22 protein-coding genes are annotated in these 25,249 nt (G+C 68.9%); 10 read left to right on the top strand and 12 right to left on the bottom strand.

Annotation, left to right across the window (positions count from 1 at the left end; translation table 11 throughout):
• Positions 1 to 158 precede the first annotated feature (158 nt).
• From AB0O67_RS05150 to AB0O67_RS05165, 4 genes are all read left to right on the top strand, one after another.
• Positions 159 to 776 (top strand): hypothetical protein, encoded by a 618-nt coding sequence (locus AB0O67_RS05150; protein WP_365446301.1) that lies wholly within the window; start codon positions 159 to 161, stop codon positions 774 to 776.
• Between the two features lie 5 nt (positions 777 to 781).
• Positions 782 to 1,474 (top strand): DedA family protein, encoded by a 693-nt coding sequence (locus tag AB0O67_RS05155; RefSeq protein ID WP_365446304.1) that lies wholly within the window; start codon positions 782 to 784, stop codon positions 1,472 to 1,474.
• 723 nt (positions 1,475 to 2,197) lie between these two features.
• Entirely contained in the window at positions 2,198 to 4,432 is a 2,235-nt protein-coding gene (locus AB0O67_RS05160) for a SpoIIE family protein phosphatase (RefSeq protein WP_365446307.1), read from the top strand.
• A 132-nt stretch (positions 4,433 to 4,564) separates the two neighbouring features.
• The gene (locus AB0O67_RS05165; protein WP_365446310.1) at positions 4,565 to 4,852 is read left to right on the top strand and encodes an NAD-binding protein; all 288 of its coding nucleotides are present in this window, start codon (positions 4,565 to 4,567) and stop codon (positions 4,850 to 4,852) included.
• Positions 4,853 to 5,056: 204 nt separating this feature from the next.
• Here AB0O67_RS05165 and AB0O67_RS05170 read toward each other — a convergent pair whose 3' ends face one another.
• The 5 genes from AB0O67_RS05170 to AB0O67_RS05190 form a co-directional block, all read right to left on the bottom strand.
• Positions 5,057 to 5,839: an enoyl-CoA hydratase/isomerase family protein gene (locus tag AB0O67_RS05170; protein ID WP_365446313.1), complete on the bottom strand. Its 783-nt coding sequence runs from the start codon at positions 5,837 to 5,839 to the stop codon at positions 5,057 to 5,059.
• Between the two features lie 216 nt (positions 5,840 to 6,055).
• A complete protein-coding gene (locus AB0O67_RS05175; RefSeq protein WP_365446316.1) occupies positions 6,056 to 6,658 on the bottom strand; it encodes a TetR/AcrR family transcriptional regulator in 603 nt (200 codons plus the stop codon).
• Positions 6,659 to 6,709: 51 nt separating this feature from the next.
• Positions 6,710 to 8,047 carry an MFS transporter gene (locus tag AB0O67_RS05180; RefSeq protein WP_365446319.1) on the bottom strand — a complete coding sequence of 446 codons (1,338 nt, stop codon included), beginning with the start codon at positions 8,045 to 8,047 and terminating at the stop codon, positions 6,710 to 6,712.
• A 139-nt stretch (positions 8,048 to 8,186) separates the two neighbouring features.
• Positions 8,187 to 8,798 (bottom strand): FMN reductase, encoded by a 612-nt coding sequence (locus tag AB0O67_RS05185; RefSeq protein WP_365446322.1) that lies wholly within the window; start codon positions 8,796 to 8,798, stop codon positions 8,187 to 8,189.
• On the bottom strand, positions 8,795 to 9,895 hold the full coding sequence (locus AB0O67_RS05190; protein WP_365446325.1) for a CE1758 family FMN-dependent luciferase-like monooxygenase: 1,101 nt from the start codon (positions 9,893 to 9,895) through the stop codon (positions 8,795 to 8,797). Before AB0O67_RS05190 ends, AB0O67_RS05185 begins: the two co-directional genes overlap by 4 nt.
• A gap of 754 nt (positions 9,896 to 10,649) precedes the next feature.
• Between AB0O67_RS05190 and AB0O67_RS05195 the strand changes: the two genes are divergently transcribed.
• Positions 10,650 to 11,135, top strand: coding sequence for a hypothetical protein (locus tag AB0O67_RS05195; RefSeq protein ID WP_365446329.1), 486 nt, complete (start codon positions 10,650 to 10,652; stop codon positions 11,133 to 11,135).
• A gap of 125 nt (positions 11,136 to 11,260) precedes the next feature.
• On the opposite strand, the gene AB0O67_RS05200 is transcribed toward AB0O67_RS05195, so the two are convergent.
• Entirely contained in the window at positions 11,261 to 11,809 is a 549-nt protein-coding gene (locus tag AB0O67_RS05200) for an ester cyclase (RefSeq protein WP_365446332.1), read from the bottom strand.
• Positions 11,810 to 11,967: 158 nt separating this feature from the next.
• Between AB0O67_RS05200 and AB0O67_RS05205 the strand changes: the two genes are divergently transcribed.
• Positions 11,968 to 12,582, top strand: a complete 615-nt coding sequence (locus AB0O67_RS05205) for a helix-turn-helix domain-containing protein (protein ID WP_365446335.1) — start codon at positions 11,968 to 11,970, stop codon at positions 12,580 to 12,582.
• A 610-nt stretch (positions 12,583 to 13,192) separates the two neighbouring features.
• Here the strand turns inward: AB0O67_RS05205 and AB0O67_RS05210 are convergent.
• The 3 genes from AB0O67_RS05210 to AB0O67_RS05220 form a co-directional block, all read right to left on the bottom strand.
• Positions 13,193 to 13,906 (bottom strand): SDR family oxidoreductase, encoded by a 714-nt coding sequence (locus AB0O67_RS05210; RefSeq protein ID WP_365446338.1) that lies wholly within the window; start codon positions 13,904 to 13,906, stop codon positions 13,193 to 13,195.
• 698 nt (positions 13,907 to 14,604) lie between these two features.
• Complete coding sequence (locus tag AB0O67_RS05215) at positions 14,605 to 14,784, bottom strand: hypothetical protein (RefSeq protein WP_365446341.1); 180 nt, start codon at positions 14,782 to 14,784, stop codon at positions 14,605 to 14,607.
• A 281-nt stretch (positions 14,785 to 15,065) separates the two neighbouring features.
• A complete protein-coding gene (locus tag AB0O67_RS05220; RefSeq protein WP_365446344.1) occupies positions 15,066 to 15,668 on the bottom strand; it encodes a hypothetical protein in 603 nt (200 codons plus the stop codon).
• A gap of 496 nt (positions 15,669 to 16,164) precedes the next feature.
• Between AB0O67_RS05220 and AB0O67_RS05225 the strand changes: the two genes are divergently transcribed.
• Positions 16,165 to 16,608, top strand: coding sequence for a sigma factor-like helix-turn-helix DNA-binding protein (locus AB0O67_RS05225; protein ID WP_365446347.1), 444 nt, complete (start codon positions 16,165 to 16,167; stop codon positions 16,606 to 16,608).
• Between the two features lie 686 nt (positions 16,609 to 17,294).
• On the opposite strand, the gene AB0O67_RS05230 is transcribed toward AB0O67_RS05225, so the two are convergent.
• The gene (locus tag AB0O67_RS05230; RefSeq protein WP_365446350.1) at positions 17,295 to 18,101 is read right to left on the bottom strand and encodes an MBL fold metallo-hydrolase; all 807 of its coding nucleotides are present in this window, start codon (positions 18,099 to 18,101) and stop codon (positions 17,295 to 17,297) included.
• Between the two features lie 136 nt (positions 18,102 to 18,237).
• Entirely contained in the window at positions 18,238 to 19,089 is an 852-nt protein-coding gene (locus tag AB0O67_RS05235) for a LysR family transcriptional regulator (RefSeq protein WP_365446353.1), read from the bottom strand.
• Between the two features lie 180 nt (positions 19,090 to 19,269).
• On the opposite strand from AB0O67_RS05235, the gene AB0O67_RS05240 reads away from it, so the two are divergent.
• Positions 19,270 to 20,325: a nitronate monooxygenase gene (locus AB0O67_RS05240; protein ID WP_365446356.1), complete on the top strand. Its 1,056-nt coding sequence runs from the start codon at positions 19,270 to 19,272 to the stop codon at positions 20,323 to 20,325.
• Positions 20,326 to 20,685: 360 nt separating this feature from the next.
• Here the strand turns inward: AB0O67_RS05240 and AB0O67_RS05245 are convergent, their stop codons facing one another.
• A complete protein-coding gene (locus AB0O67_RS05245) occupies positions 20,686 to 21,753 on the bottom strand; it encodes an alpha/beta hydrolase (protein ID WP_365446359.1) in 1,068 nt (355 codons plus the stop codon).
• 1,114 nt (positions 21,754 to 22,867) lie between these two features.
• Here AB0O67_RS05245 and secY point away from each other — a divergent pair.
• Positions 22,868 to 24,175, top strand: a complete 1,308-nt coding sequence (gene secY / locus AB0O67_RS05250) for a preprotein translocase subunit SecY (protein WP_365446362.1) — start codon at positions 22,868 to 22,870, stop codon at positions 24,173 to 24,175.
• A 165-nt stretch (positions 24,176 to 24,340) separates the two neighbouring features.
• On the top strand, positions 24,341 to 24,997 hold the full coding sequence (locus AB0O67_RS05255) for a DsbA family protein (protein ID WP_365446365.1): 657 nt from the start codon (positions 24,341 to 24,343) through the stop codon (positions 24,995 to 24,997).
• Positions 24,998 to 25,249: the final 252 nt, after the last annotated feature.

A 25,249-nucleotide genomic window follows, 5' to 3' on the forward strand; every position in this document is an offset into this window, starting at 1 on the left:
AGGGGGTAACCGACGTGGAAGCCCACGCCATCTCGACGCCGGGCGCTGCAGCCCAGGCGTCCGTTCCTTCGAAAGGCAGCCACCGCGCCAAGGTTGCGCGCGAGGCGCGCCCGCCCAGATTCCTGCGACAACTGGCTACAGGTGCGGTGGCGGTCGCGATGCTCCACGCAGCCGTCCTCGGTGTCTCCTTCCGCGACAAGCCGTATCTCGACCTCGCCTGGATGAGCACGGCGGAGGTGACGACCTCCCTCTACGTGCTCCTTCCCTGGCCTCTGACCGCGGTCGTCCTGCTGTGGTTGGCGAACCAGCGGCCGGCGCTCTACGCCCGTGCCGCACTCGCGTTGCTGCTCACCAGCGGGACCGGGCTCGCCTACGTCTGCTGGGTGCCCTTCGAACACTTCCCCGCGCACGAAGGCAGCCTCTTCCGCGAGTACTTGGCGCTGCCGGGCGCGCTCACCGGCTGGTATCTGCTGACGGCCGTCGCGATGGCGACCGCCATACCCTCGCCCCGCGTACGTATCGCCGTCGCAACGACGGGCCTGGGTGCCGTCGCGACATCCGTCCTGACCTCCTACGGTCCCGGGCTCGCCGCCTTGTTCGCCGCGGGAGTACCGCTGCTGGCCTGGTGGGTCGCGGGGCGACTCCTGGGACAACAGGCGTGGCGCCGCCAGCTCCTGGACGCCTGGGATCCGCAGGGGCGGGTGGTCTCCTCCCGGACTCGGACGCCGGTCCGAGTCCCCGCCCCGCGCCCCGTGCCCTCGCGGCAGGCGGGCTGACGGCCGTGCACCTCGACGCCGCCATCGAGGCGGCCGGATGGTGGTCCTACGCCGTGGTGTTCGCCCTGACCGCCGCCGAGACCAGCGCCTTCGTCGGACTGCTGGTGCCGGGGGAGACGGCCGTTCTGCTGGCGGCGGCAGTCGCCGGCCATGGCGATCTGAACGCCGCGTCGCTCTCGGCCGTCGTTGTCGCGGGCGCCGTCACCGGTGACAACCTCGGCTACGCCCTGGGCCGCCGGTGCGCGCGGCGCCCCCGCCATCGCTGGACGCACAGGATCCCGAGTCAGCACCGTGACGGACGGACATGGGCCTTTTTCGCCCACCACAGCGGGGCGGCCGTCTTCACGGGCAAGTTCATCGGCTTCGCCCGCACGTTCCTGCCCTACGTCGCCGGCTCGTCGGGCATGCCGTACCGGCGCTTCGTCCTCTACAGCACCGCCGCGTCCCTGGTCTGGGGCGTCGGCACGGTCGTGGTCGGCTACTTCGCCGGCCCGGCCGCGATCGATCTGCTGCACAAGGCCGGGCTGGTCGGCGTCGCGGCTCTCGCCGCCGCGATCGTTCCGGTCCTCGTCGTCCTGCGGATCCGGGCACGCCGCCGAGGGCGGTCCAACAGGTCCGCCGTCGTGGCGTCCGGCGGTCCGCGGCATCGGCCACCGCGGGATGACGCCGTCGACTACACACATTCGCGGGAGAGATAGCCATGCGATTCGAGGCTGCGGAATGGGCCGTGGTGACCCTCCGGTCTCCATGGGCCATGGACCCCGCCGTCACCGGGGCCAAGGCCGCCCGTCCGGCCCGTGCCACCGTGGAGGGTCTGCCCGTGCTGCCGTGCGGGGCACGACGCGGAGGACGCCGCTTGACGACCTCGATGCCAGGCACGCCGCTCACTGGCCGAATCGTCCGAAGGTCGATACGTGGGTAGACCATGGTCGGGTCGTTTGAGGCGGGTGAGCCGAGACGCAGGACAGGACACCGGGCAAGGGTGACGAACCGACGGGTGCGGCGCCGCGGCCGGCGATCCATGTCGCAGCCGGCCACGGCGCCTCGGCGCCCCAGTAGGACGATCACCGGGTGCACACGGTACTGCCGACGATGACGGCCATACCCCGGTAACGGGCCGGAAAGAGCTCCGACGCGAGACACGAGCGTCACCGCGGAATCGCCGTTTGGCGGGTCGAGGAAGGTGTTTACTGGACCTCGGGAGGGTCGCACTCCTATCGAGGACGACTCTCCAGCACAACCGCTTGGCCTCGCGGCGCGGTCGTCCTGCCGGGGCCCTCGGAGCCCCGGACCGGAGATGACCAGACAGGCGATCCGCCGGGCTCGCGCCGAAGACCTCCTCACCGAAGAATAGTCACACCGTGAATGCGACCGACCGCTAGCGACGCCCAGCACCACGCTGCGCTGGAGGGAGCCCTCTCGTGAGGAGCAGTACACCAGGAAGAGATCGGCATCGCAGCAGCGGTCCCCGCGTCGTCCACGGCTCGAACCTGGCAGAGGCCCTGCACTGTGCCGCTCGTGAAGCGAGGCGGCGGCTGAACGCCGTGGCGGCGGCGGCCTACCTCGTGGACGAGCACGAAGGCGCTCTCCGGCTGGCGCTGGCCGACGGGAGTGCGCCCTCGTTCTTCACGTTTCCCGGTCGGATGGCGCTCGACGTGCCGTCCGCCACGGCACGTGCGTGGGCCACGGGCAAGGCGGCCGTGCTGGTCGATCCGGATCCCGCCGGCCGGGACCAAAAGCACGTGCTGCCCTATCCGTACGCCGCCCTCTCGGCGCCCATCGCCGCGGGTGACCGGCGCTTTGGCTCTCTCACCGTGTTGCGTGTGGATACCGGCGGCGCCTTCCAGCCCGCGGAGATGCTGACGCTCGAGGGCATCGGGAGTCAGCTGGCCGAAGCCCTGGCTGGTCTCGTGGAGCACGGCGTCAGCGTGGCGGCGGGGCCGGTGCCGATGCTGGTCCCTCCGGAGGAGGAGGTGGATACGAGCGTGTGCACACCCGGTTGGGGTGTGCGCGACGTTCCGGGTTCCTCCGGAACGAGCATGATGTTCCCGCTGCGGCGTCTGGCGGAACTGCTCAACCGAGCCACGACGATGGACGACGTCGTGGCGGCGGCCCAGTACTGCGTCATGTCGTCGCTGCGCGCCGAAGCGCTCGTGCTGGTCGCGGCTCGCGAGGGCCGCCTGTGGGTGCTGGGGCACAGCGGTGACTCCATGGAGCTGGCGCGCACTCTCCATGGTGCCGGGGTGGACGACCAGACACCGGCGGCCGCCGCGTTCCACGGGCGACCGCTGTACCTCACCGAGGACCGGACCTCGCTCCTCGGCACGGTGTCCTCCGGTGAGACCCGAACCGAGGCGTACCTGCCACTCAGGGGGGACGGGCAGTTCGTCGATCTGCCCTTCGCCGACCGCAGTCGGGTCGTCGCCGTCTGCTGTCTGGCCTTCTCCGGCCCCCGCCGGTTCCCGTCCGAGGAGCGGGTGCTGCTCGGAATGATGGCAGGGCTGCTGGGGGCGGCCGTGGAACGCGTCGAACTGAGCGCCGAGCAACGCGAGGCGGCCCAGCTTCTGCAGCGGTTCCTGTTGCCGCGACGACTGCCGGACCTGTCACGATTGGTCACCACGGCGCGCTACCGACCGGCTGATGTCACCTCCAAGGTGGGGGGCGACTGGTACGACGTGTTCAAGATCGCGGATGACCGCGCGGTGCTGGTCATCGGCGATGTGGAGGGTCACGCGGTGGAGAGCGCCGCCGTCATGGGACAGGTGCGCACCGCGATGGCGTCCTATGCGATGGAGGGCCATCACCCCACGGCGATGATCGACCGGACCGGAAGGGTACTCGCATGCCTGGGCACCGCCCTGACGGTGACCTGCTGCGTCGTGGCGCTGGACACGCTGGGTGGCACTGCGGAGGTGGCCTTGGCCGGCCATCCCGCTCCTCTGGTCCGGCGACGCGACGGGACCATCGTGGCTCTTGACGCACCGGCCAACGTGCCCCTGGGGGTGCCCATGATCCAACCCTATGAGGGCCGGGAACACACTCTCGAGTCCGGTTCGATCCTGATGCTGTACACCAATGGTCTGGTCGCCTCACGGTCGGCGAGCCCGGAGACCTGCGCTCGGGAGCTGCTCGGATCCGGCGACGACCTCGAGGACCTGGCCGACAGGATCGTCTCCGAGGTCAGCACACCACAGCAGCGCCGTGACGACGCCGCCCTGCTGCTGGCTCGATATGAGGGAGCGCGGCACCAGGACGAGCCCCGGGTGGCCGGACTGCACATCCAGCGACGCGACCTGCGGGGTGTCAAGGCGGCCCGCGCTTTCGTGCACGACCAGCTCGGCTCATGGGGCCTACAGGAAATGTCGGATGTCGTGGAGCTGGCGGCTTCCGAGATCGTGACCAATGCGCTCATCCACGCCGGAAGCGACGTGGACCTGCGTCTGCGGGCCTTCGAAGACCATCTACGGATGGAAGTGCGGGACTCCGACACGAACCCGCCCATCCCCTCGTCGCTGTCGCTGACCGAGGAGGAGGCTCCCGAAGCCGAACACGGCCGCGGCATGCTGATCGTGGAGGCCTTGGTCGACGAATGGACGAGCTATCCCAACGGTCTGGGCAAGACGGTGGCCCTGAACCTGGCCATTCCCCAGAACTGAGAGACCGGGACTGAGCGGTGCTCCGGACGCCGCGCTGTGCGCATACGTGCGGGGCCCACGCCGGTGCGGCCGCCCGGACCCCGCCGGCCAACGGCCAGGCGAACGCCATGAGGGCATCAACGGCGGCTGCTCGTGCTCGGCGCCGGACCCGTGGGCGTGGAGATGGCGCAAGCAGTCCGTCGTCTCGGCGGTGAGGTGGTCGTCACGGCCATCGGCCCCCACGTTCTGCCCCGGGAACCCGCGCCGCCGGGCGGGCCACTGCGGCGCGAGGCATCGAGCTGGGGCAGGCAGACCGTCGCGGCCCGACGCGACGGCGACGACTTCGCCGGAGGAGATCGCCGTGGCCGTCGCCTTCGTCGGGGCGTCCTGCTTCACCGGGGCCGTCATCCCCGTCGACGGCGGAGTGGATATGGCCACTGACTGCGCTCCGCGACCGCGGCGGCACGGACCGCCGCGGCGGCCGGTACTCCGGTCGGTCTGCCGTCCACCTTCGTGGAGATGCGGCCACGCGGGTGCGTTGCGCCGGCGACGGGGCCGACTGGGAGGCCGCGTCGCCGATGACGTGGCCTCTGCGTCGGACGAGGGATCCGTGCGGAGACGCCGGTTACCGGCCGCGAGCGATCCTCACCGCCACCTTCCGGCGATGTGCTCTCCGAGGCGATATTCGAGTTCGCCTCGCTGCTGCATGCCCCGCTGGAACAACTGACGGATCCGTTCCTGCGCCTGAGGCCAGGCCAGTGAGGCGCGAAAGCTGTCCTGACCAGCCGTCAGGTCGGCCGTGGACGGCAGGGTGGACCGGTTGACGAGGGCCTTCACCTCGGCCAGTGGCTGCCGGTCGAAGGAGGCGATGCGCGTGGCGACGCGCTCCACGTGAGCGTCCAGTTCGGTGTCGGGCAGCGCCCGGTTGATCCAGCCGTACCGCTCGGCCGTCTCAGCGTCGAAGTCGTCGGCTCCCGTGATGATCTCCAGGGCGCGTGCTCGTCCTACCAGCCGCGGGAGCCGTTCGGTGGCTCCACCGCCTGGGGTGATCCCCGCCCCGACCTCCGGTTGACCCAGGACGGCCTTCTCCTTGCTGGCGAACCGCATGTCGCAGGCCAGGAGGAACTCGTTGCCCACTCCTCGCGCCCGTCCCCGAACCGAGGCGATGGTGAGCACTCGCGAACGGGCCATGCGCGCGGCGACGTCCAGCCATGTGGGTCCCGTGTAGGGCTGCTTCGGTGGTAGCAGATCGAAGTGCGCGAGGAAGAAGTCCGGATCCGCGCTGTCGAAGACCACCACTTTCACGTCGTCGTCGGCATCCATCCGATCGACGAGCTCTCCGAGCGCCGCGAAGGTTTCGAAGGTCACGAGATTGATCGGGGGAGAGTCGAAGGTCACCCGCCAGTACGACGCAGAGCGCTGTTCCACGCTGAAAGGGGACACAGTATCCATGTATTTACCCTATGTCCCTTCATGACTTCTCCGAGCCGCAGGACCTGATGGCCCGGCACATGCCCCCGCCGCGCGGCCCTGGCGGCCGGCACGTTTGCCGCCGCCGTGCTCGACCGGTGCCACCGTACGAACGGCGGCATCACCGTGCTCGGGGCCGCCCACCGTGTCGGCCGGCGTCAACCACGCTCGTGATCAATGCACCTGGCGCGCGGTCTCCGCCAGAGGCGCCGCGTCGAGGAGGTCGGCCGCGGCGCTGCGGGCGGTCGTGGCGGCCGACGGGTCGCGGTCCATCCGTGCCGCCTGTTCCGCGCCGTCGTACAGCAGGTGCAGCCGGCGGGCCAGTTCCTCCGGCTCGGCGTAGCCGGAAGCGGCGGCCAGTTCGGTGAACAGTCCGAGGACCCAGGCGCGGTACTTCTCGGCGGCTCGGCGCACCGAACTGTCCTCGGGCGCCTCGGCGGTGGCCCGTACGAATGCGCAGCCGTTGTAGGCGGGCTCGGTGAACGCCTCGCCCTGTGCGTCGAAGACACCGAGCAGTTGTTCACGCGGTGAGCGGAAGCGGGTCAGGGTCCGGGTGATCCGCTCGCGGCTGCGCTCGTGACGGTACTCCAGGTAGGCGCAGACGAGGCCTTCCTTGCTTCCGAAGGTGTTGTACAGGGACGCCTTGGCCACCCCGGCGTGCTCGATGACCCGGTCGATGCCGACGGTCTGCACGCCCTCGCCGTAGAAGAGCTCATTGGCCGCCTGGAGCAGGCGTTCCCGGGCCGGAGTCCTGGTCCCGTTGCTGCTGGTCGTCATCTCGTCACCTCGGTCAGACAGAACTGTCTAGTGTAACGCCTCGCGGAGAGGTCATCGCCGTGCCGTCTCCGCGGCGGGTGCCGATTGGGCGGGGAGGTCGGCCGGCCGGACCACGGCGACGTGCTCGACGCGGCGACCGCTGCGCAGCAGCCCGGCCAGTGCCACCAGGGCCAGCAGAACGACGGCCCCGCCGTACTCCCGGGCGGTCGGCACCAGGCCGCCGCCGTGCACCACCAGGAACCCGCCGATCACGGCCGGAACACCCAGGCCCACGTAGCAGACGACGTACAGCAGGGACAGCACTCCCGCCCGCTCGTGCGGCTCGACCAGCGGGACGACCAGCCTGATTCCGCCCTGGAAGCCGCCGCCGAAGCCGAAGCCCGAGATCGCCGCGCCCACGAAGAACGTGGTCACGGCGAGGGGCCCACCGCCCGAGGCCACGGATGCCAGGGTGATCAGCACGCCGACGATCAGCGAGCCGATGCCGATGAACATGACCTTGCGCGTCGCCGTCCCGCGCAGCAGCACCACGGCCAGTCCGGCGGCGGTGGCGAGCACGAACAGGGGCAGCCCGCCCCACACCACGGAGTCGGAGTGGACCAGGGTTCGGATGATGGCCGGCCCCAGCGCGGCGTACAGGCCGGTCAGTGCCCACACCGCGAACATCACCGGCGCGGCGATGGCCACCGACGGACGTGCCGCCTTAGGCAGCTTGAGCTCGGGAGCCATGCTGGCCAGCGCACCCCACTTGCGGGAGACGGTCTCCCCCATGGTGAGCACCGCCAGCGCCTGCAGCACGAACACCCCCAGCAGCACGAGGTAGACCAGACGGGTGGGGGCCGGCAGGTACTGCACGAGCAGTCCGGAGACCATGGCGCCGCCCGCGGTGCCCAAGGTTGGCGCGAGGGAGTTCAGGAAGCCGCCCCGACGCGCATCGATGTCGAGCATGCCGGCGCCGAGGGCACCGACCGCGGCGCCGGTGCTGACCCCCTGGAGGACGCGGGCGGCGAGCAGCGCGTTCACACCGCCGGCCTGGACGAACACCACCATCGCCAGCGCCTGGCCGAGCAGGGCGACCAGCAGCACGGGCCGTCGGCCCACATGGTCCGAGATCTTCCCGAAGACCAGGAGTGAGAGCAGTACGGCCACCGCGTAGACGCCGAAGACGACGGTGACGGTGATGGGGGAGAAGCCCCAACGCTCCTGGTAGATCGCGTAGAGCGGGGTCGGCGCACTCGACGCGGCCAGCAGCGAGACGAGGATCGAGGCCAGCACGCCTATGGAGGCGGTGGGTCCGAGCCGCCCGCGTCGCGGGGCCGCATGTGCGGGCGACCGCTTTCCGGACGTGCTCAACGAGACGGACTGAGGTGTCGGGGATGCGGAGCTCATGCGGTCACTTCCCGGTCGGCAGGCTTGGAACACTCATCGTAGACAGATCTGTCTAACAGTGGCTCGTGCCGGACCGTGAGACATCTCGCAGCGGGCTCCGCGTCCGCGGGTTCAGGGCGGCCTCACCCGTGGCGGCACCTCACCGGCCTTCCAACAGCTGTTCGAACGGCACGGGGTCGCAGTAGGGGTCCCGGATTTCCGGGGACTCACGGCGCCGCACCTCACCGGCGAGTTCGTCGGCCGCCCGCTCGATCCGCCGCGCGAGCGGCTCCTGGGAGTCGCCGCCGCCCCATTCCTGCGTGGCGGCGAACACGGCGGTGGGAACGACCACGGCGCGCAGGTAGGCGAACATCGGGCGCAGCGCGTGTTCCAGGACCAGGGAGTGCCGTCCGGTGCCGCCAGTGGCGGCGATCAGTACCGGCTTGCCCACCAGGGCGGTGTCGTCGAGGGAGTCGAAGAACATCTTGAACAGCCCGCTGTACGAGGCGGTGAAGGTCGGAGTGACGGCGATCAGTCCGTCCGCCTTGGCGACCGTCTCGGACGCTCGCCGGAGTCCGTCCGACGGGTAGCCCGTCGTCAGGTGGCTGACCAGGTCGTGCGCGTGGTCGCGCACCTCCACTACATCGACGTCGATCTGGGCCCCCTGCCGCTCCAGATCCCGCCGTGTGGCGTCCGCGAGCCGGTCGGCCAGCATCCGGGTGGACGAGGGCAGCCGCAGCCCCGCCGAGACGACGGTGACGGAGCGCTTCATCGCCGGCCCTCCTCGGACGCCGCCCGCTGCTGGCTCGCGGCGCTCAGCGAGGCGTGCGTGGGGGCGTCGGGGACGTGTGCCGGGCGGTGCTGGGCGAACTCCTTGCGGAGCACCGGCACGATCTCGCCCAGTAGCTCGATCTGCTCGAGTACGGTCTTGTGGGGGACGCCGATACCGTCCACTACGAACAGCTGTCGTTGGTAATCTCCCGCAGCGTGCTCGCGGTAGGTGAGCACGCGCTCGACCAGCTCCTGCGGGCTGCCCGCGATCACCGCGGTCTGCGCCATGGTGTCCTCAAGGGACGGGCCGCCGCCGTACAGGGAGTTGGCGAAATAGGGACGGAACTCGCGCACGGCGTCCTGGGAGTTCGGCCGGATGAATATGTGCGCGGCCAGTCCGACGATGCCCTCGTCGGCCCTGCCGTGACCGTAGTGCTCGAAGCGGCTTCGATAGAGCTCGACCAGGCGCCGGACGTGCTCCTTCGGCCAGAACAGGTTGTTGTGGAAGAAGCCGTCACCGTAGTAGGCGGCCTGCTCGGCGATTTCCGGGCTGCGGATGGAGGCGTGCCAGACGAACGGGGGAACACCCTCCAGCGGGCGCGGGGTGGCGGTGAAACCCTGCAGCGGCGTACGGAACTTGCCCTCCCAGTCGACGACTTCCTCGCGCCACAGCCGGCGCAGCAGGGCGTAGTTCTCCACCGCGAGCGGGATGCCGTCGCGGATGTCCTTGCCGAACCAGGGGTACACCGGTCCGGTGTTGCCCCGGCCCATCATCAGGTCGACCCGGCCGTCGGCGAGGTGCTGGAGCGTCGCGTAGTCCTCGGCGATCTTCACCGGGTCGTTGGTGGTGATCAGCGTCGTCGAGGTGGACAGCAGGATCCGCTCGGTGCGAGCCGCGATGTAGCCGAGGAGCGTGGTGGGGGAGGAAGGGACGAAGGGCGGGTTGTGGTGCTCGCCCATGGCGAAGACGTCCAGGCCCACGTCCTCGGCCAGCTTCGCGTACTCCACGACTGCCTTGATCCGTGCGCGTTCCGTGGGCGTCCGCCCGGACACCGGGTCGCGTGCGATGTCCCCCACGCCGAAGATCCCGAATTGCATCGTGCACGTCCTGTCTGTTGTGTGGATCGTTCGTTCAGCTCTCCCGGTGCTGTCGGAAGGCTGCTGATCGGCGGGGCCGGGCTGTGCCGCGGCGCGGCGGCCGTCGGCAGGGGGCCCTGAGGCGTATGCCGGGGCGGGTGAGGCGGTTCCACGAGGGCGGTCCGCGTGTCAACTCCAGACGAGCTGTCGGGCCGGCTCGCTGTCGGGATTGCCCGGTGCCGGGGCCGGCCAGACCGCCACGACGTGTGTGGCCCTGCGGTGCCGGCCGCGACCCACGGCCTCGATGCCGGGGGTCCACAGGTCTCCCTCTGCCCGTCGGCCACGATGCCGACCGGAGCCCGCCACATCGAGGTCGCTTTCGGTCCGGGAGTGGGCGGGCTGGCTGTCGGTCACGGTGGAAGACACGTGGATTTCCTTCCAGGTGTAGGGGGAGGCTGAGCGCCCGCACGGGAGCATGCCGTTCTCAGCGACGTTTAATTGCTGTGCGAAGCAAATATAACTGCTCCTGTGGGTCAGTTCATAGTTGAACCAAGTGTCACGCATCACACATACACGTAAGCGGGGTTCAAGCGCGTCACCGTTGCGGGGCAGAAACATGTGCCAGCCTCCGGGCGATGTACCGAGCAGGCAGAGCGCTCACAAGGGAACGGGTCAGCACAGCCGGTCAAGACATCGCCTACATGACGTCGGACGGCACCGGACCGACCGTCCTGGTGCGCGGTCGGAGTCGAGGACGCCGTGGCGCTGTACCGGCGTGACTTCCGGCCTTCCGCTCAGCTGGTCGACCCCATGTCATCGCCGGCGTGAACGTCGTCGCCGCGGACCCACGGCGGAGACCGAGGAGCACTTCCAGGCCGCGAAGCGCCGCCGGGCGATCCAGTTGCTCGGCCGTGTCGGAGTGGTCGTTCCGCCACCGACGGCGGCGACGGCCCCGGAGACGCCGTCCGGGCAGCAGGTGCTTCAGCAGGTCGAGCAGGAGATGAGGTGCGCCGCCGTCGGAACCCCGGCCGAGGTGAGGGATTACCTGGACCGCTTCACGGCTGCCGCGCGGGTCGACGAGCTGATCGTCGCTTCCGTGGCGGTCGACCACGGGGATTGGCTGAGCTCCGTGGAAGTGCTGGCGGAGGTCAGCGGTCTGGCCGTGCCCTGGCACGGCGCCGGCCCGGGCCGCCCCTGGCCGGCCTCGATGAACGTCCAACTCAGCCCCGTATCCCGGGCCTCGACGGTGATGGCTGCCTAGTTCTTGTTGGTGTCGTCGATTTGTCCGTCCCGGCTTTCGGTGTGGGTCCGAACTTTTCTTGGTGGGCGGGCAGTGGGCGGTGGCGGCGCGTGGTGGTGACGGGGTCCGGGTGGTGGCGGGGCCGTCTACGCCTGGGCTGCCGCTTCGGCCGCTTGGGTCGTCACGAGCTGCGCGGCGCGCTTGGCTCGCCCGGTCAACCGCCACGCGACCATGCGCAGCATGCCGGCCGGCTCCGGCGGGAACACGCCCAACTGCCCCAGCATCGTGATGTCGTCGCGGACCGCTTCGTGCGAGATCACCTTGCCGTCGCGGAGACCGAGCACATGGATCTGCTCGAAGTCGATCTCGCGCCCGGTGGGCGGCACGGCCTGGTCGAGGGCGCCGTCACGGAACCGGACGAAGGGTCCCGTGTGGCGGCCCTGCATGCGCAGTCGCACCCAGACCTGGTCGCCGTCGTGGGCGACGTCGGTGACGGCGAAACGCAGGTCACTGAAGGCGGATCGCATCCAGGCCCCCGAAGCCAGCACTCCGGCGGGCCCCGGAATCGAGCAGGCATCCGGTGACACGGCGGCCTCGCGGTTGCGGAAGTCTCCGTGCACCACGTCCGCGGCGAGCGCGCGGTCGCCCGTCTCGAGGATGCGGAAGAGGCCACGACCCAGCTCTGCAGCGTCCATTCCCATGGTCAAGCCTTTCGTCGGCGACGCGATCCGCGCTGCGGGCGTCGAGAGGGCGCGGGCCGGTCCCCGTGGTCCCCCCGGTACCGGGTATGGGTTTCCGCGCTTGGATTCGAGTAACAGCATACCTAATCAATTCATGGTGTTAGCATCGGTTCATGTCGCCCAAACGCCCTTATGTGTCCCCGCTGCGCGCGGAGGGCGCGGCCCGCACGCGTGAGCTGATCCTCAGCCACGCGACGGCACTGTTCGCCGAGCGCGGCTACGGGCGTGTGGCCGTCGCCGACATCGCCTCAGCCGCCGGGGTGGCACCCAAGACCGTGTTTGCCAGTGTCGGGAGCAAGAGCGACATCCTGTACCGGATCGTCGACCAGGGCGTGTCGGCGTCGGGCTACCGCAAGGCCACTGACGACATGCTCGCCATCCGGACGCCGGAGGCGGTCCTCGGGGCACTGGCCCGAGGGACGCGGGTGGGCAACGCGAGCCAGTTCGTCGTGCACGAAGCCATCCGTAAAGCACTCCCGGTCCACGAGGACGGCGAGGCTCTTTGGGAGCGTGCCACCGCGGCGTACCGCGACGCCTTGCGTGCCGTCGCCCGTCACCTGCACTCGCTGGAGCCGTCGCCCTCCTGCTCGGTGGGGGAGACGGCCGACCTTCTCTGGTACTGGTTCGGTCCTCTCGGCTGGCACGCGCTGGTGGTGGAGAATGGCTGGACGTGGGACCGCGCCGAGAAGGTCCTCCACAGGACGGCCGTCCGTACACTGCTTCCCTGATCCCGTCAGCCCCGGAGCGGCGGCCCTCGCCGAGTCGGCGCAGGTGACGCACGCGTGTCGGCAGGCAGCCCAGCCTCCGCGGTCGAGGGGGCCACTGGTGGGTTCCAGTGCCGACGGTGACCACCGGCCCGGCCGAAAACGAGGCAAGCACGTGTGCGTCTGACCGGGGGCGCGGCTCAAGGTGTCGCAGTCGGCGTACGACGCTGCTGCGCGGAGGCCGCGATCCGGGTGCGCCCCCAAGACATGGATCTTGACGACGGCCTGGCCGGGAGGTGCGCGGCCATCCCTCCGGTACCGCGCAGGACGTGCAGGACGCCACGGATCTGAGCGTCCTTCCCGGCATCCGTCCTACCCGCCGGACCCCGGGGCCGACGTCCGTGTCGGCCCCGGGGTCCGGCGGGGGAGCCACGGCCGCTGGAGCCGCCGGCGTGGGACCGCACGGCCGCGAGTGTCGGTACCCGGTCATCGCATCGTAGGGAAGGCAGCCCCGCCCCAGCGCTCAGCAAGGTGGCGAGGGGCTCCGACCGTCGTTCACCGACGCGGACGAGCCGCTCGCCCGGGGTGCCTGGCGCGAGACCACCAGCAGACGCGTCCGACGCTGGACGCGTGGTCAGTGGCCTGCCGTCTGGCCACCGTCGACCGGCAGGATCACACCGGTGACGAAGGGGGCGTTCTCCAGGTAGATCACCGCGTCGGTGATGTCGCTGATCTCGCCCATACGACCCATCGGGTGCAGTCCCGCGAGCGTCTCGTGGTGCTCCTCCGGGTGCATGGGGGTCTTGATCGTGCCCAGGGCCACCGCGTTCGAGCGGATGTTCCTGGACGCGTACTCGATGGCCAGGGCCTTCGTCGCCGCCTGCAGGCCACCCTTGGACAGCGAAGCGAGCACGGAGGGCACGTTGGAGTTGGGGTGCTCGACCAGGCTGGTTGTGATCTGCACGATGTGACCACCCCCCTGCCGCAGCATCTGCTCGATCGCGAGCTGCGAGATGCGGAAGAATCCGGCGACATTGACGCCGAGCACCACGTCGTAGTCGTCCTCGGTGAAGTCGGTGAACCCCTTGGAGATGAAGATGCCCGCGTTGTTGACGAGCGTGTCGACGCGGCCGAACCGGTCCACGCCGGCAGCGACGACCCGCTCGGCGGTGGCCCGGTCCGCGATGTCGCCCTGAATGGTGAGGACGTCGGCGTCCTGCGATTCGGCGATGGCTCGCGAAGTGGCCACAACGGCCCACCCGTGTGCACGGTAGGCTTCGACGAGCCCTGCGCCGATGCCCTGGGACGCACCGGTGATGATGGCGACCTTCTGCCCCGTGTTGGTCATGATGCTCCTTCGAGAAAGCGATGCGGCTGGTCCAGCCGACCGGTCTGAGAATTAGACGACCAGTCGTCTTGCATCAGTGGAGCCCGTGTGGCAGCGGCACGACGGGCGGACCAGATCCGCAGGTGGTCGCGCTCGGGTACCGGTTCCACAGATCTGGAAGGCATCGCGCCCACGGGGAAACTATCGCCGTTTCGGCGGGTCCGCCTCTCGGGCGCATGGCGACGGATGGGGTGTGTTCGCGCCTGCTGATCACTCGACGCTGCGTCATCGGCCCCCTTCCCCCGTGCCGATCAGCGCCTTGATTGCTGGTGATGGCGTCGCCTGCTGCCTGGTTGTCGCCGAGGTCGCCGTCGCTGGCCGGGGTGAGGACGGGGCCGGGGCTGATGGTGACGGCACGGATGTGGTGGGGGGCGCCTCCGAGGGCGAGTTGGCGGGTCATTCCGATGCCGCCGCGTTGGCGGCGGTGTGGGCGACGATGAGGCGGCGAGCCGGCGATGAGGCCGGCTTCGGAGGTGATGTCGACGACCACGCCGCCTCCGCGTCGGACGACGGTCTCTCCCCGTGGCCGGGTACGCGCGAGAGCGGCCGACTGGCTGCCGCGATGCCGTGTGACGAGCGACTGCGATTCCAGACGGTTCACGGCCCGAGTCATCCCACTCAGCGAAAGACCGCACATGTTGGCCAACGCTCATACGCATCTAGTTGTGCGGGACCTCGGAGAGATGTACCAGGACCGTGTACTCGGTACCGGAAGTCGGAAGCTCCTCGAGCATGTCCGCATCGACAACTCGGGGCAAGAGGGCGACCACTTTGCCCAGAGCCCGGAGGAACGTCTCCTCGTCGGGGCTGAGGGGAACGATCGTCGTCGCGTCCGCCATGGGCACAGTCTAAGCGGCGCGCTCGCTCTCGGACGACGGCCGATTGCGTTCTTGTACCGTGCTCGCGTCTGCCTGGAAATAGGAAAGGGAATTCCAATCGATTGACCGGAAAACATGCATTGCTTTCGAGGGCCATTGTTCTAAGAAGAAGTCGATACGTGTGCCGTCGTGCAAGAGGCGTATGTGACCCGGCGAGCCGCGAGCGGGCAGGTGGCCATGCTCACCGTACGCTTTGCCGCTCCCCAGAGCCGGTCCGGTCGTCGGGTCACATCGGACAGCGCCTAGCTGTCCGCTCCGCCGGCGTCGTCGGGGGAGGTGACGTTCTCCGCGGCGCCCGCCAGGGTGTACATCACTGAACGCTGTTGCTTGTGACGCTGGACTCGCCCCTTGGCGACGAGGGACTCCAATGTGTTCCGGACGACCTGCGGAGTCGGTGACCGATCGGGGTGCTTGGACATGAGCTCATCCCGCAGCTCTTTGGCCAGCCGCGGTTCCTCGTGGCTGCCCAGCAGCTCCGTGAGGATCTCCCCGAGCATAGGCTGACGCGACTTCCCCTTCGCGCCGGTCTCTGCCACAGCCTTCCTGGAACGCCCGCCCCTCGCGTGTGCCAAGCGCCGCGGCGGTACCTCCGACGTCAGTGGCGCAGGTTGTTCGCTCCGGGTGCGTGTGGGCTCAGCCCGTTTTTGCACGGGCAGGTCCGACGAGTCTGGCAGGCCCTCATAGCGCTCGGCGAGGGACAGGATGTCCACCAGAAGTGCCTCCTCCTGCTTCAACCGCTGGAGGGCCCCGGACAGTTCCTCCTGCTGATGTCGGTTCGTCTCCAGGTCCGACGCGGCCTGCTCGATGTACCGCGTTCGGAGCGTGGCGGTTGATTGGCTGGTCACAACCGTTCACTCCCTCATATGGATGATGTGGCGCATGGTACCCATGTCGCCAGGTCTGAGTAGAAGCCTGCTCTCACCCGACGTAGGTTTGCGGGTCGCCAGGCGGGCAGTCAGCAGGATCGTCTCGTGGCTGGACACCGGCGAAGCCAATGACGAATGCCCGCGCGCTTTCGTATTCCCACCCCGGTGCATTCGAGCCCTCCCCATAGCCCGCAAGCTCAAAGATATAACTCTTCGCACCTTTTGCGGGTTATGCGGTCTGTAGGTGTGATGGCTGCCTGCGTGCGGACGCGGTCGTGAGCACGCCGGCTCGTCACCGGGGGCCATTGCCTCGTCGTCACCGGCCTGACGGCAGAGGCTCTGGCCGGACGACCCTGAGCGCGGACCGCCCGGAGGTTTTCCACCGGGCCGACCACCACATGCCCCCAAGGAAGTCATCGGCGCCACCTACAACGACCCGTCAGCGGGCGAGTGCCTGGAGCCGGTGCACCATGCCATGGTGACCCAGCCCTCGCTTCGCCGACTGCCTCCGGAGCACAGGGCGGTCCTGGTTCACATCTACCTCTGCGACCGTACGATCAACGAGACGCCGGCGATCCTGGGAGTCCCCGCGGGGACCGTCAAGTCCCGGCATCACAACGCGCGGCGCAAGCTGCACAACGCATTCCGGACCGAGGCTGCTTGCGGACAGCAGGGCTGGCACTCACTCGCGTGGGGAAATCTCCAGCATGCACTTCAGTCGCGTTCTGACGGCTCCGATCCAGTCGGCGGCATCGGTGCGGAGTGCAGCGCCTCGTTGAAAGGGTGCCCCTCCACCGCACGTCGCAGGGCGGTCGACACCTCCTCCGTCGATGCCGGGGCCGAGGTCAGGGCGACATCGGCCGCCTCCTTGGCCGTCGCGACGAATTCGTGTCCGACCGAGGTGAACACCGGATGCTGAGCCACGTATGTGCCGTCCGCCACCACCGGACGGACGTCGACGTGTCGACGAGGAGACGATATCCGTCGGCGGACCGTGCCAGTGGATGATGTTGACGGCGCTGACCGGTGGCTCGTCGTCCCAGAGACGTCCATGCATCGCGAAAGGAGACCGGGCCGGGCGCCCGGAGCACCAGTAGCGAGAGCAGTGCCAACCGCTTGGGAGGACCCAGGTTGCGCTCAGTGCCCCCGCGCACGGCCCGTACGGTGCCGAGAACGAGTAGTGCACTTCGGCGTCCATGGAGCAGTCGCCGTTCCTCGGCACTGATCGGACAACACCCGGAGGGAAGGGCCGGTGCCGGCCCTCGGCGGGAGAGGACGGTCTCCCGGGCCACCGCGTGGTCGGTCCAGCCATGCGGCCTCGTGGTCCGCCCGCTCGCCGCATCGGGCCAGATGCCCGCGCCGGTGCGGACCGCCGGGCACGCCGGCGAACATGCTCGGCCCGGGCGGTGTCACCTGCTCACTCGCGGGTGAAAAACTTCTTGAGGTCATCGCGGGTCTCATTCGGAGGACGGGCGGAAAGGTGACGCATGCCGAGCGCGAAGACGGGCCGAATCCTGACGCGAGTAAAGTAAAGAAGAAAAATAATTGACATGTCAAATAGGTTGGCCTGCATGTCCTGGGCGAATTCCCCACAGCACAGCTGCGTCAGGAGCCCAGACGTACCCAGGATCCGTGCGCCGGCGCGTGCAGGAGTGAGGACAGACCCGCCTCGTGGAAGGCCAGTTCGAGCTCGGCCCGGCCCTCCGAGAAGTGGGTCCAACCGTCGTAGTGGGCGGGGACCACGATGTCCGCCCCCAGAACGGTCGCCGCCGCCGCGGTCCGTCCACTGTCCATGGACAGCGGACGCCCCTCGAACTTCGCCGGCACGCGCGCCGCGCCGGCGTGCAGAAGCGCCACACCGATGTCCGGGACGCGGCGGGACACCTCCGCCACGGTCCGGATGGACGCGTTGTCACCGCTGACATAGAGGGTGGGGAGTCCCTCGCCGGACAGGACGAACCCGGTGACCTCGCAGTTGACGTTGCCGTCCGCGTCCCGTTCGCCGTCCTCCGGGCCGTGGACCGCCGGAACGGCGAGAACGGTCAGGTCGCCCTCGCCGTCCCGGCGCCGCACGGTGTGGGTCGTCCAGGGTGCCAGGCCTACGGCAGGTGCTCCGAGCCGAGCGGCGGCGAGAGGGCCGGTGAGAAGCAAGGGCGCGGACGTCGCGAACGCGCGCCCGCGCCCGTCCAGGTTGTCCGGGTGGAGGTCATGGCTGACGAGCACCAGGTCCACGGGGCCGACGGACTGCTCGTCGAAGACCGGTCCGATCGTCTTGGTGAGGTAGCCCTGTGGGCCGGGCGCATCGAAGGTCGGATCACTGACGATACGCAGGCCCGCCAGGTCGATGACGGCCGTCGGGCCTCCGAGCACCGTCACTGCGCATTCCTGGCGGGGCAGTCCTGTCTTTGCCATGCCCATCCTCGCTGGAGCTGGTGATCACTGATGTTCATGCCCACGCTAATCACTTCCGGTCGGCAAATGAAATGCCTCGGGATCCGCATGGATGCCGGTCGCGCATGAGTGCCGGGTGTGGCCACGGATCCCGTGCTCAACTGCCGGCCGCCTCCAGGGAAGCGTCGACGAACCTGCGGATGAGGATGCGGGGGCCGTCCGGTAGGTAGACCAGTCGCACGGGGACCGGCGGGGCGTTGGTGAGCGCGATGAAGCGGAGGGCGGGGTGGGGGGAGCGGTGTCTGGCGGTCTCGGGGACGATGCCGATGCCGCGGTTCGCGGCCACCGTTTCCACCCACTCGTCGTAGTTCGAGGTCTCGACGATGTCTTCCGGTCGTGATTCCTCGGGCCAGGACCAGGGGCCGGTGGTGCCACTGACGGAGTTCACGACCAAGCGCCAGTGTCGCACCTCGCCCCAGTCCAGGTGGTCGCGGTCGGCCAGCGGACTCTCCCGGGCGCAGACGGCGAAGCGTGTCTCGTCGTACAGCCAGACGGTGCGAAGGGGCTGAGGACTGGCCGCGTCACCGCGGACCACGGCGATGTCGACGGTGCGCTCGTGCAGGGCTTGCAGCGGATCGTCGGTGCGGCTGAGTGTGACGGAAGCGCCGGTGGTCTCCTCGAAGCTCTTGATGGTCCGCTGCGCCCAGGGGGCCGGCAGCAGCCAGCTGAAACCGAGTCGCAGAATGGCCCGTTGGCGCGCTGTGGTGAGGGCGTGGTCGAAGGAGGCGAGGACTTGTTCCGCCTGTTGCAGGAACTCCTTGCCGGCGTCGGTCGGTTCGACTCGGCGGGACGTCCGCTCGAGCAGGCGGACGCCCAGCGCCGCTTCCAGCTGAGCGACCGTGCGGCTCAGGGCCGGCTGAGTGATCAACAGTTCCTGGGCGGCACGGGAGAAGGACCGGCACCGCGCCACTGCGGTGAAGGCCCGGAGGTGGCGGATCTCGACCTCCACGCCCCTCACTCCTCTGCGCATCCATGCCCGTCGTGCATAGCCGCAGCCTAGTCGGCATTTCACAAGACCGGCCTTCCATGCCTAGCGTCATACGCTGTCACCGTGAGCGGGATCCGGCGTCCGTGACGCCGGTGAGGTCGCTTCGGCGTCAGATGACGGCGAGAGCACTCGCTGTCGCCCGTGCACGCGGAGGAGATACCAGGCATGAGCCGACTGCTGTCCGACCTTGGCGTAGAACTCCCGGTTCTCGCGGCACCCATGGCAGGCGGGGGAACCACTCCTGAGCTGGTCGTAGCGGCCGCGCGTGCGGGCAGCATGGGTTTCCTGGCCGCCGGATACAAGCCGGCGCAGCTTCTCGCCGAGCAGATGCGAACCGTTCGGGCGGAGGGCGTCCCCTTCGGCGTCAACGTGTTCGCACCCAATCCCGTTCCCGTCTCGGCCGATGCCTACAGTCGGTATGCCCGCACGGTGCAGGCCGAGGCCGATCGCTACGGGCTGGGCCTGTCCGACAGCGCGCCGAGGGAGGACGACGACGAATGGGCTGCCAAGATCGACGTTCTCGTCGGATCGCCGGTCCCGTGGGTTTCGTTCACGTTCGGAATCCCCGACCCCGCAGTCGTCGCGGCCCTTCGGCGAGCGGGCACCACGGTCCTGCAGAGCGTCACCACGGCTGAGGAGGCCCGCCAAGCGGCGCAGGCCGGCGTGGACGGGTTGGTCGTGCAAGGGCCGGCGGCCGGCGGTCACTCGGCCACGCTCACTCCCGACCGCCCGCTCGCCTCCGTCTCTCTGCCTGACTTGGTCGCACACATCCGGAGCACGGTCACCCTGCCGCTCGTCGCCGCCGGAGGCATCGGGACGCCCGCCGACGTGGCGGCCGCGCTCCACGCGGGGGCGGAGGCCACCATGGTCGGCACGCTCCTGCTGCGCACGGACGAGAGTGGTGCCTCCGCCCCTCACCAGCGGGCCTTGGCGGATCCGGCGTTCGACACCACCGTGCTGACCCGTGCCTTCACGGGACGGCCGGCCCGCGGGCTGCGCAACGCCTTCATCGACCGCTACGAGTCCTTGGCGCCGGCCGGCTATCCGGCCGTGCACCACCTCACCGCCCCGCTCCGCAAGGCGGCCACCGCGGCGGGCGACCAGGCACTCATGCATCTGTGGGCGGGCACCGCGTACCGCCAGGCCGTTCAGGAGCCCACGGCCCAGACGCTGCGGCGGCTCACCGTCCTGCTGTGAGGCGCGGGCGGCGCGTTGCAGAGGAGCGCCCCCGAACGCACATGGGGAGAGGTTGTCCACGCCGGCGCTGATCGCCCCAAGCACCCGGAGCCGTGACATGTGCGGTGGAGGCCGAGGAAACTCCGCCGTGTCCGTGGTGTACGGGGGAGGGGAGAACGCGACGCGGGACGGATCCGTCGGGTAGGCACCTCTGCCGTCCCACTGCGCGTGCTCCAGGCCGGCCGGAAGGCCGTCGATCACCACGGCCGGCACCGGCAGCCAGGCGAGCATCCGCTCACCCTTGCTCCGGTCCGCGGCGTGGCTCACAGCGGTCAGTTGTGTCGTGTGAGTACTGCGGGAGGGAGCCACATGCGCGACGCCTCAGAGGTGGTCAACGTCGACGACCGCCTGTGCGAAGGCGGTGGGAGCTTCCTGCGGCAGGTTGTGACCGATGCCGGTCAGCGTTCGGTGGGCGTACTTGCCCGTGAACCGGTCGCGATATGAGACGCCGTCGCCGGGTGCGGTGAACGGGTCGCGCTCAGCGTCGAGGGTGATGGTAGGCACCTCGATGACGGGACGGGTGGCGAGCTTCCGCTCGTAGCGCTCGTACCGTCCCTCGCCGTCGGCCAGACCGAGCCGCCAGCGGTAGTTGTGAACAACGATCGCCGCGTAGTCGGGGTTCTCGAACGCGGCGGCGGTGCGCTCGAAGGTGGCGTCGTCGAAGTCCCAGGTGGGGGAGACGGTGTCCCAGACCAGGCGGCACAGGTCATGCCGGCTCGTCTTGTTCTCCATCGCGAGCCGGCCCCGCTCGGTCGCGAAGTAGTACTGGTACCACCAGGCGTATTCCGCCTTGGGCGGGAGGGGCTGCTTCTGGGCCTCGACATTGGTGATGATGTAACCGCCCACCGACACCAGCCCCTTGACCCGCTCGGGCCACAGCGCCGCGATGATGTCGGCGGTGCGCGAGCCCCAGTCGAATCCGGCGAGCAGCGCCTGCTCGATCTTGAGAGCGTCCATCAGGGCGATGACGTCGAGGGCGACGGCCGACTGCTGGGCGTTGCGGACCGTGCGGGAGGACAGGAAGCGAGTCGTGCCGTGACCACGCAGGAACGGCACGATGACTCGGTACCCCTGCGCCGCCAGCAGGGGAGCGACGTCGACGAAGCTGTGGATGTCGTAGGGCCAGCCGTGCAGGCAGATGACGACAGGGCCGTGCACCGGGCCCGCCTCGGCGTAGCCGACGTCCAGCACTCCGGCCCTGACCTGCTTGATCCGGTCGAAGGAGGTGTGCGTCCCCGGGGTCACCGCGGGCACCGTCGGAGCCGGTGCCTCGCCGCTCCTCCAGGGGCCGGTCGAAGCCTTCGCGTTGGCCTGGAACCCGGCGAGGGAGACCGCGGCCGCGCCGGTGCCGAGGCCCACGGCCTTGCTGAAAGTACGCCTGTTGATCATGTGCAAACTCCTTCATCCGGTTTCCCGTTGAGGCGCAGGCGCTCCCGATGAAACTTCCAGGGTCCTGGGCGCTGCATTGCTCCCGACTGTTCCACACGCGAGCGTCACCGGTCAAGGCGGTGATGCGCCGTGCTCTCGGCCATGAAACACGTTTTCAGCGGAGGGTCGGTGATCCGATCTGCATGTCTCGCCGTCGAAATGTGTCTCTGATGTGCCGGGGCGCCCAGGACAGATGGCGGCGGGGCGTCAGTGAGCCATGACGCGTCGCGGTATGGCCGCGGAGCCGTCGGCCCCCGCTTCGCCGATCGCCTCGGCCGCAGCGCCGGCCCGCACGTGTTCGAAGGGTCGCACCGCGATCACCAGCCGCTTGTTGAATGGCGGAAACGTTGTTCTGGTGCGCGCCGCAGTGACATACGTCAGCGGGGGGACGACATGTCAGGTTTCCGACCGGAATACGAGTGCCAGGCCGCCCCGGCATCCGTGGAGGGGAGGCACCCGGCACACCTGGGGGGTTGGTGAGCAACGGCGTCCATACGCGAAACGGCGTTCCCGGAGCGGGTAGCCGTGCCTCTGCCCGTCCGGTCCGGATCGCGCGGGATCCCGATCCTGCCGAGCGGTGCTGTCCCGTCGGATGCCCCCGCGGGCCTTGCTCGTTCCGGGGGACCTGATCGGCGTGTAGTCGTTCCGGCAGGACCGTGGTCCGTACGGTTCGGGCCTATGGACTTCTGCGGTCGGTTGCGTGGCGTGATCGATCCGACCGATGCGCGGCTGTGGCCACTTACGACCTTGCCGCCGCACAGCGGTCGGATAGACGCTTGCGCCCCGAAGCCTCTCCCACCGCGCACAGCCCCAGTCCGTGAGGGCACGGGGCACACCAGGGAGTCAGATACCGGCCAGCGCGGATGCCGCAGAGTTACTGGTGGTGGACTCGCCAGGGCCTGTCGCCCCGCACTGCCGCCAGGCTCGTGCAGCCTGGGCGCCGAAGGCCGTGAGTGGGCGTTAGGCCCCACGTGTCGGGCCGCCGGTGAGTGCCCGTGTGCCGTGACCTTTCGTGCCGCGCGCCGCCGTGCCCCGTCATATACCCCATGCCTGGCACCGCTGTAGAGGAAGCATCGTGCTGAACGCGTTGACCCATGTGTTCACGACCCCTGACTTGCGCAAGAAATTGATCTTCACCCTTGGCATCATCGTGCTGTACCGGCTCGGTGCACATGTGCCGCTTCCAGGCGTGGACTACGAGAAGGTCCAGACGTGCGTGGACTCCGTGTCGGAGGGGGGCGGAATTCTTGGGCTGGTCAACCTGTTCAGTGGCGGAGCGCTCCTACAGATCACAGTATTTGCACTGGGAATTCTTCCGTACATCACGGCGAGTATCATTCTTCAGCTGCTTACGGTGGTGATCCCGCGGCTGGAGGCGCTGAAGAAGGAAGGGTCGTCCGGACAAGCGAAGATCACGCAGTACAGTCGCTATCTCACGGTGGTGCTCGCGGTTCTGCAGGGGACGGGACTCGTCGCGACCGCGCGCAGTGGTGCCCTGTTCCCCAGTTGCAGGGAAGCCTCGAGCATCGTGCCGGACGCTTCCGTTTTCGTCACCCTGGTCATGGTCGTCACGATCACGGCCGGAACGGCGTGCGTCATGTGGTTCGGAGAACTGATCACCGAGCACGGGGTCGGCAATGGAATGTCCATGCTCATCTTCATCTCCATCGCCTCCACGCTTCCGGGTGCGATCTGGGCGGTGAAGCAGGAAAGCACGATTGCTGACGGGTGGCTGGCTTTCGGCATCGTTCTGCTGGTCGGGTTGGTCATGGTGGGCCTGGTCGTCTTTGTGGAGCAGGGGCAGCGCCGCATTCCCGTTCAATATGCGAAACGGATGATCGGCCGCAAGGCGTACGGAGGTACGGCCACTTATATCCCGCTGAAGATCAATCAGGCTGGTGTGGTCCCGGTCATCTTCGCTTCGTCACTCCTCTACATTCCCCCTCTGGTCGCGCAGTTCGCCGGATCGGGTGCGGGCTGGTCGACGTGGATCACGAACAACTTCACCAAAGGTAACCATCCCTACTATGTAGTGGCCTACTTCCTTCTGGTCGTCTTCTTCGCGTTCTTCTACGTGGCGATCACGTTCAACGCGGAAGAGATCTCGGGCAACATCAAGCAGGCCGGAGGGTTTGTACCGGGAATCCGCGCCGGTCGGGCCACTGCGCAGTACTTGGGGTACGTCCTCAACAGGCTCACATGGCCCGGATCGATCTACCTGGGACTGATCGCGCTGGTCCCGACGGTGGCGCTCGGCAACTTCGGCAGCTCCAACCAGCTCACCGGCACCAGCATCCTGATCATCGTGAGCGTCGGGCTGGAGACCGTGAAGCAGATCAGCAGCCAGATCGAGCAACACCGCTACGAAGGCTTCCTGCATTGAGGAGGTCAGGAGGTCCACCGGACGGCCGGGGCGTCGAGGTGCGGTCCCGGCGCAACGCGTTCCCGCCAAGGCGACCGGTCGTCTATCGGTTGTGGTGGTGAGGTACCTAGTCCCCCGTCCCGAGCTCGGTCGACGACCGCGTCGTAACGACCCTTGGAGAGTCCCGTGAGCGCAGCAGCACCTTCGCCCGTATCGCCCACCACCGTGGACTTCTGGTTCGATCCCGTGTGTCCGTGGACCTGGCTGACGTCTCGCTGGATGCTGGAAGTGGCCAAGAGCCGGCCGGTCGAGGTGTCCTGGCACGTCATGAGCCTGTCCGTCCTGAACGAGAACCGCCTGGACGAACTGCCTGAGCGCATCCGGGTACTGATGGGCGAGGCATGGGCGCCGGTGCGGGTTCTGACCGCGGCGAGCCTCAGTCACGGTCCCGAGGTGCTCGAACCTCTGTACACCGCTCTCGGCACCCGTTACCACGTGCGGCAGCAGCCCAAGGACAGGGCGACGCTGGAAGCTGCTCTGCGGGACGCCGGATTGCCCTTGGACCTGGCCGACGCCGGCGACGGAGATCGGTACGACGCCGAGCTGCGGGCCTCTCACCGCAGGGGTATCACCCTGGTCGGCCAGGACGTCGGCAGCCCGATCATCGCCGTTCCCGGTCCCGAGGCGGGCAGCGAGCCGGTCGCGTTCTTCGGACCTGTGGTGAATCCCGCGCCCAAGGGGGAGGAGGCCGCTCGGCTGTGGGACGGAGTGCTCGCCGTGGCTTCCACGCCGGGCTTCTTCGAGATCAAGCGTACGCGCACCAGCAGCCCGGACTTCAGCTGAGCTCAGCCGCACGCGGCGGGTTTCAGGGACCACAGCCCTTCGATCGGCTGGACGGCCCAGCCGCGGACGCGGGGGACGAGAGGCGACCGGCGTACCGGAACGTCGGGGATGGCCGAGACCGGCAGAGCGGGCTCGGGCAGACGGGGCATCGCACACGTCAAGGCCGGTGAGCCGACGGACGCGGTGATCCACGAGTTCGCCCCGCTCCTGGAGCCGGGGAGGTCCGCCGGGCCGCACCACTCTGTGCGGCCC

This window comes from Streptomyces sp. NPDC086077, assembly GCF_040686175.1.
Classification (GTDB): Bacteria; Actinomycetota; Actinomycetes; order Streptomycetales; family Streptomycetaceae; genus Streptomyces.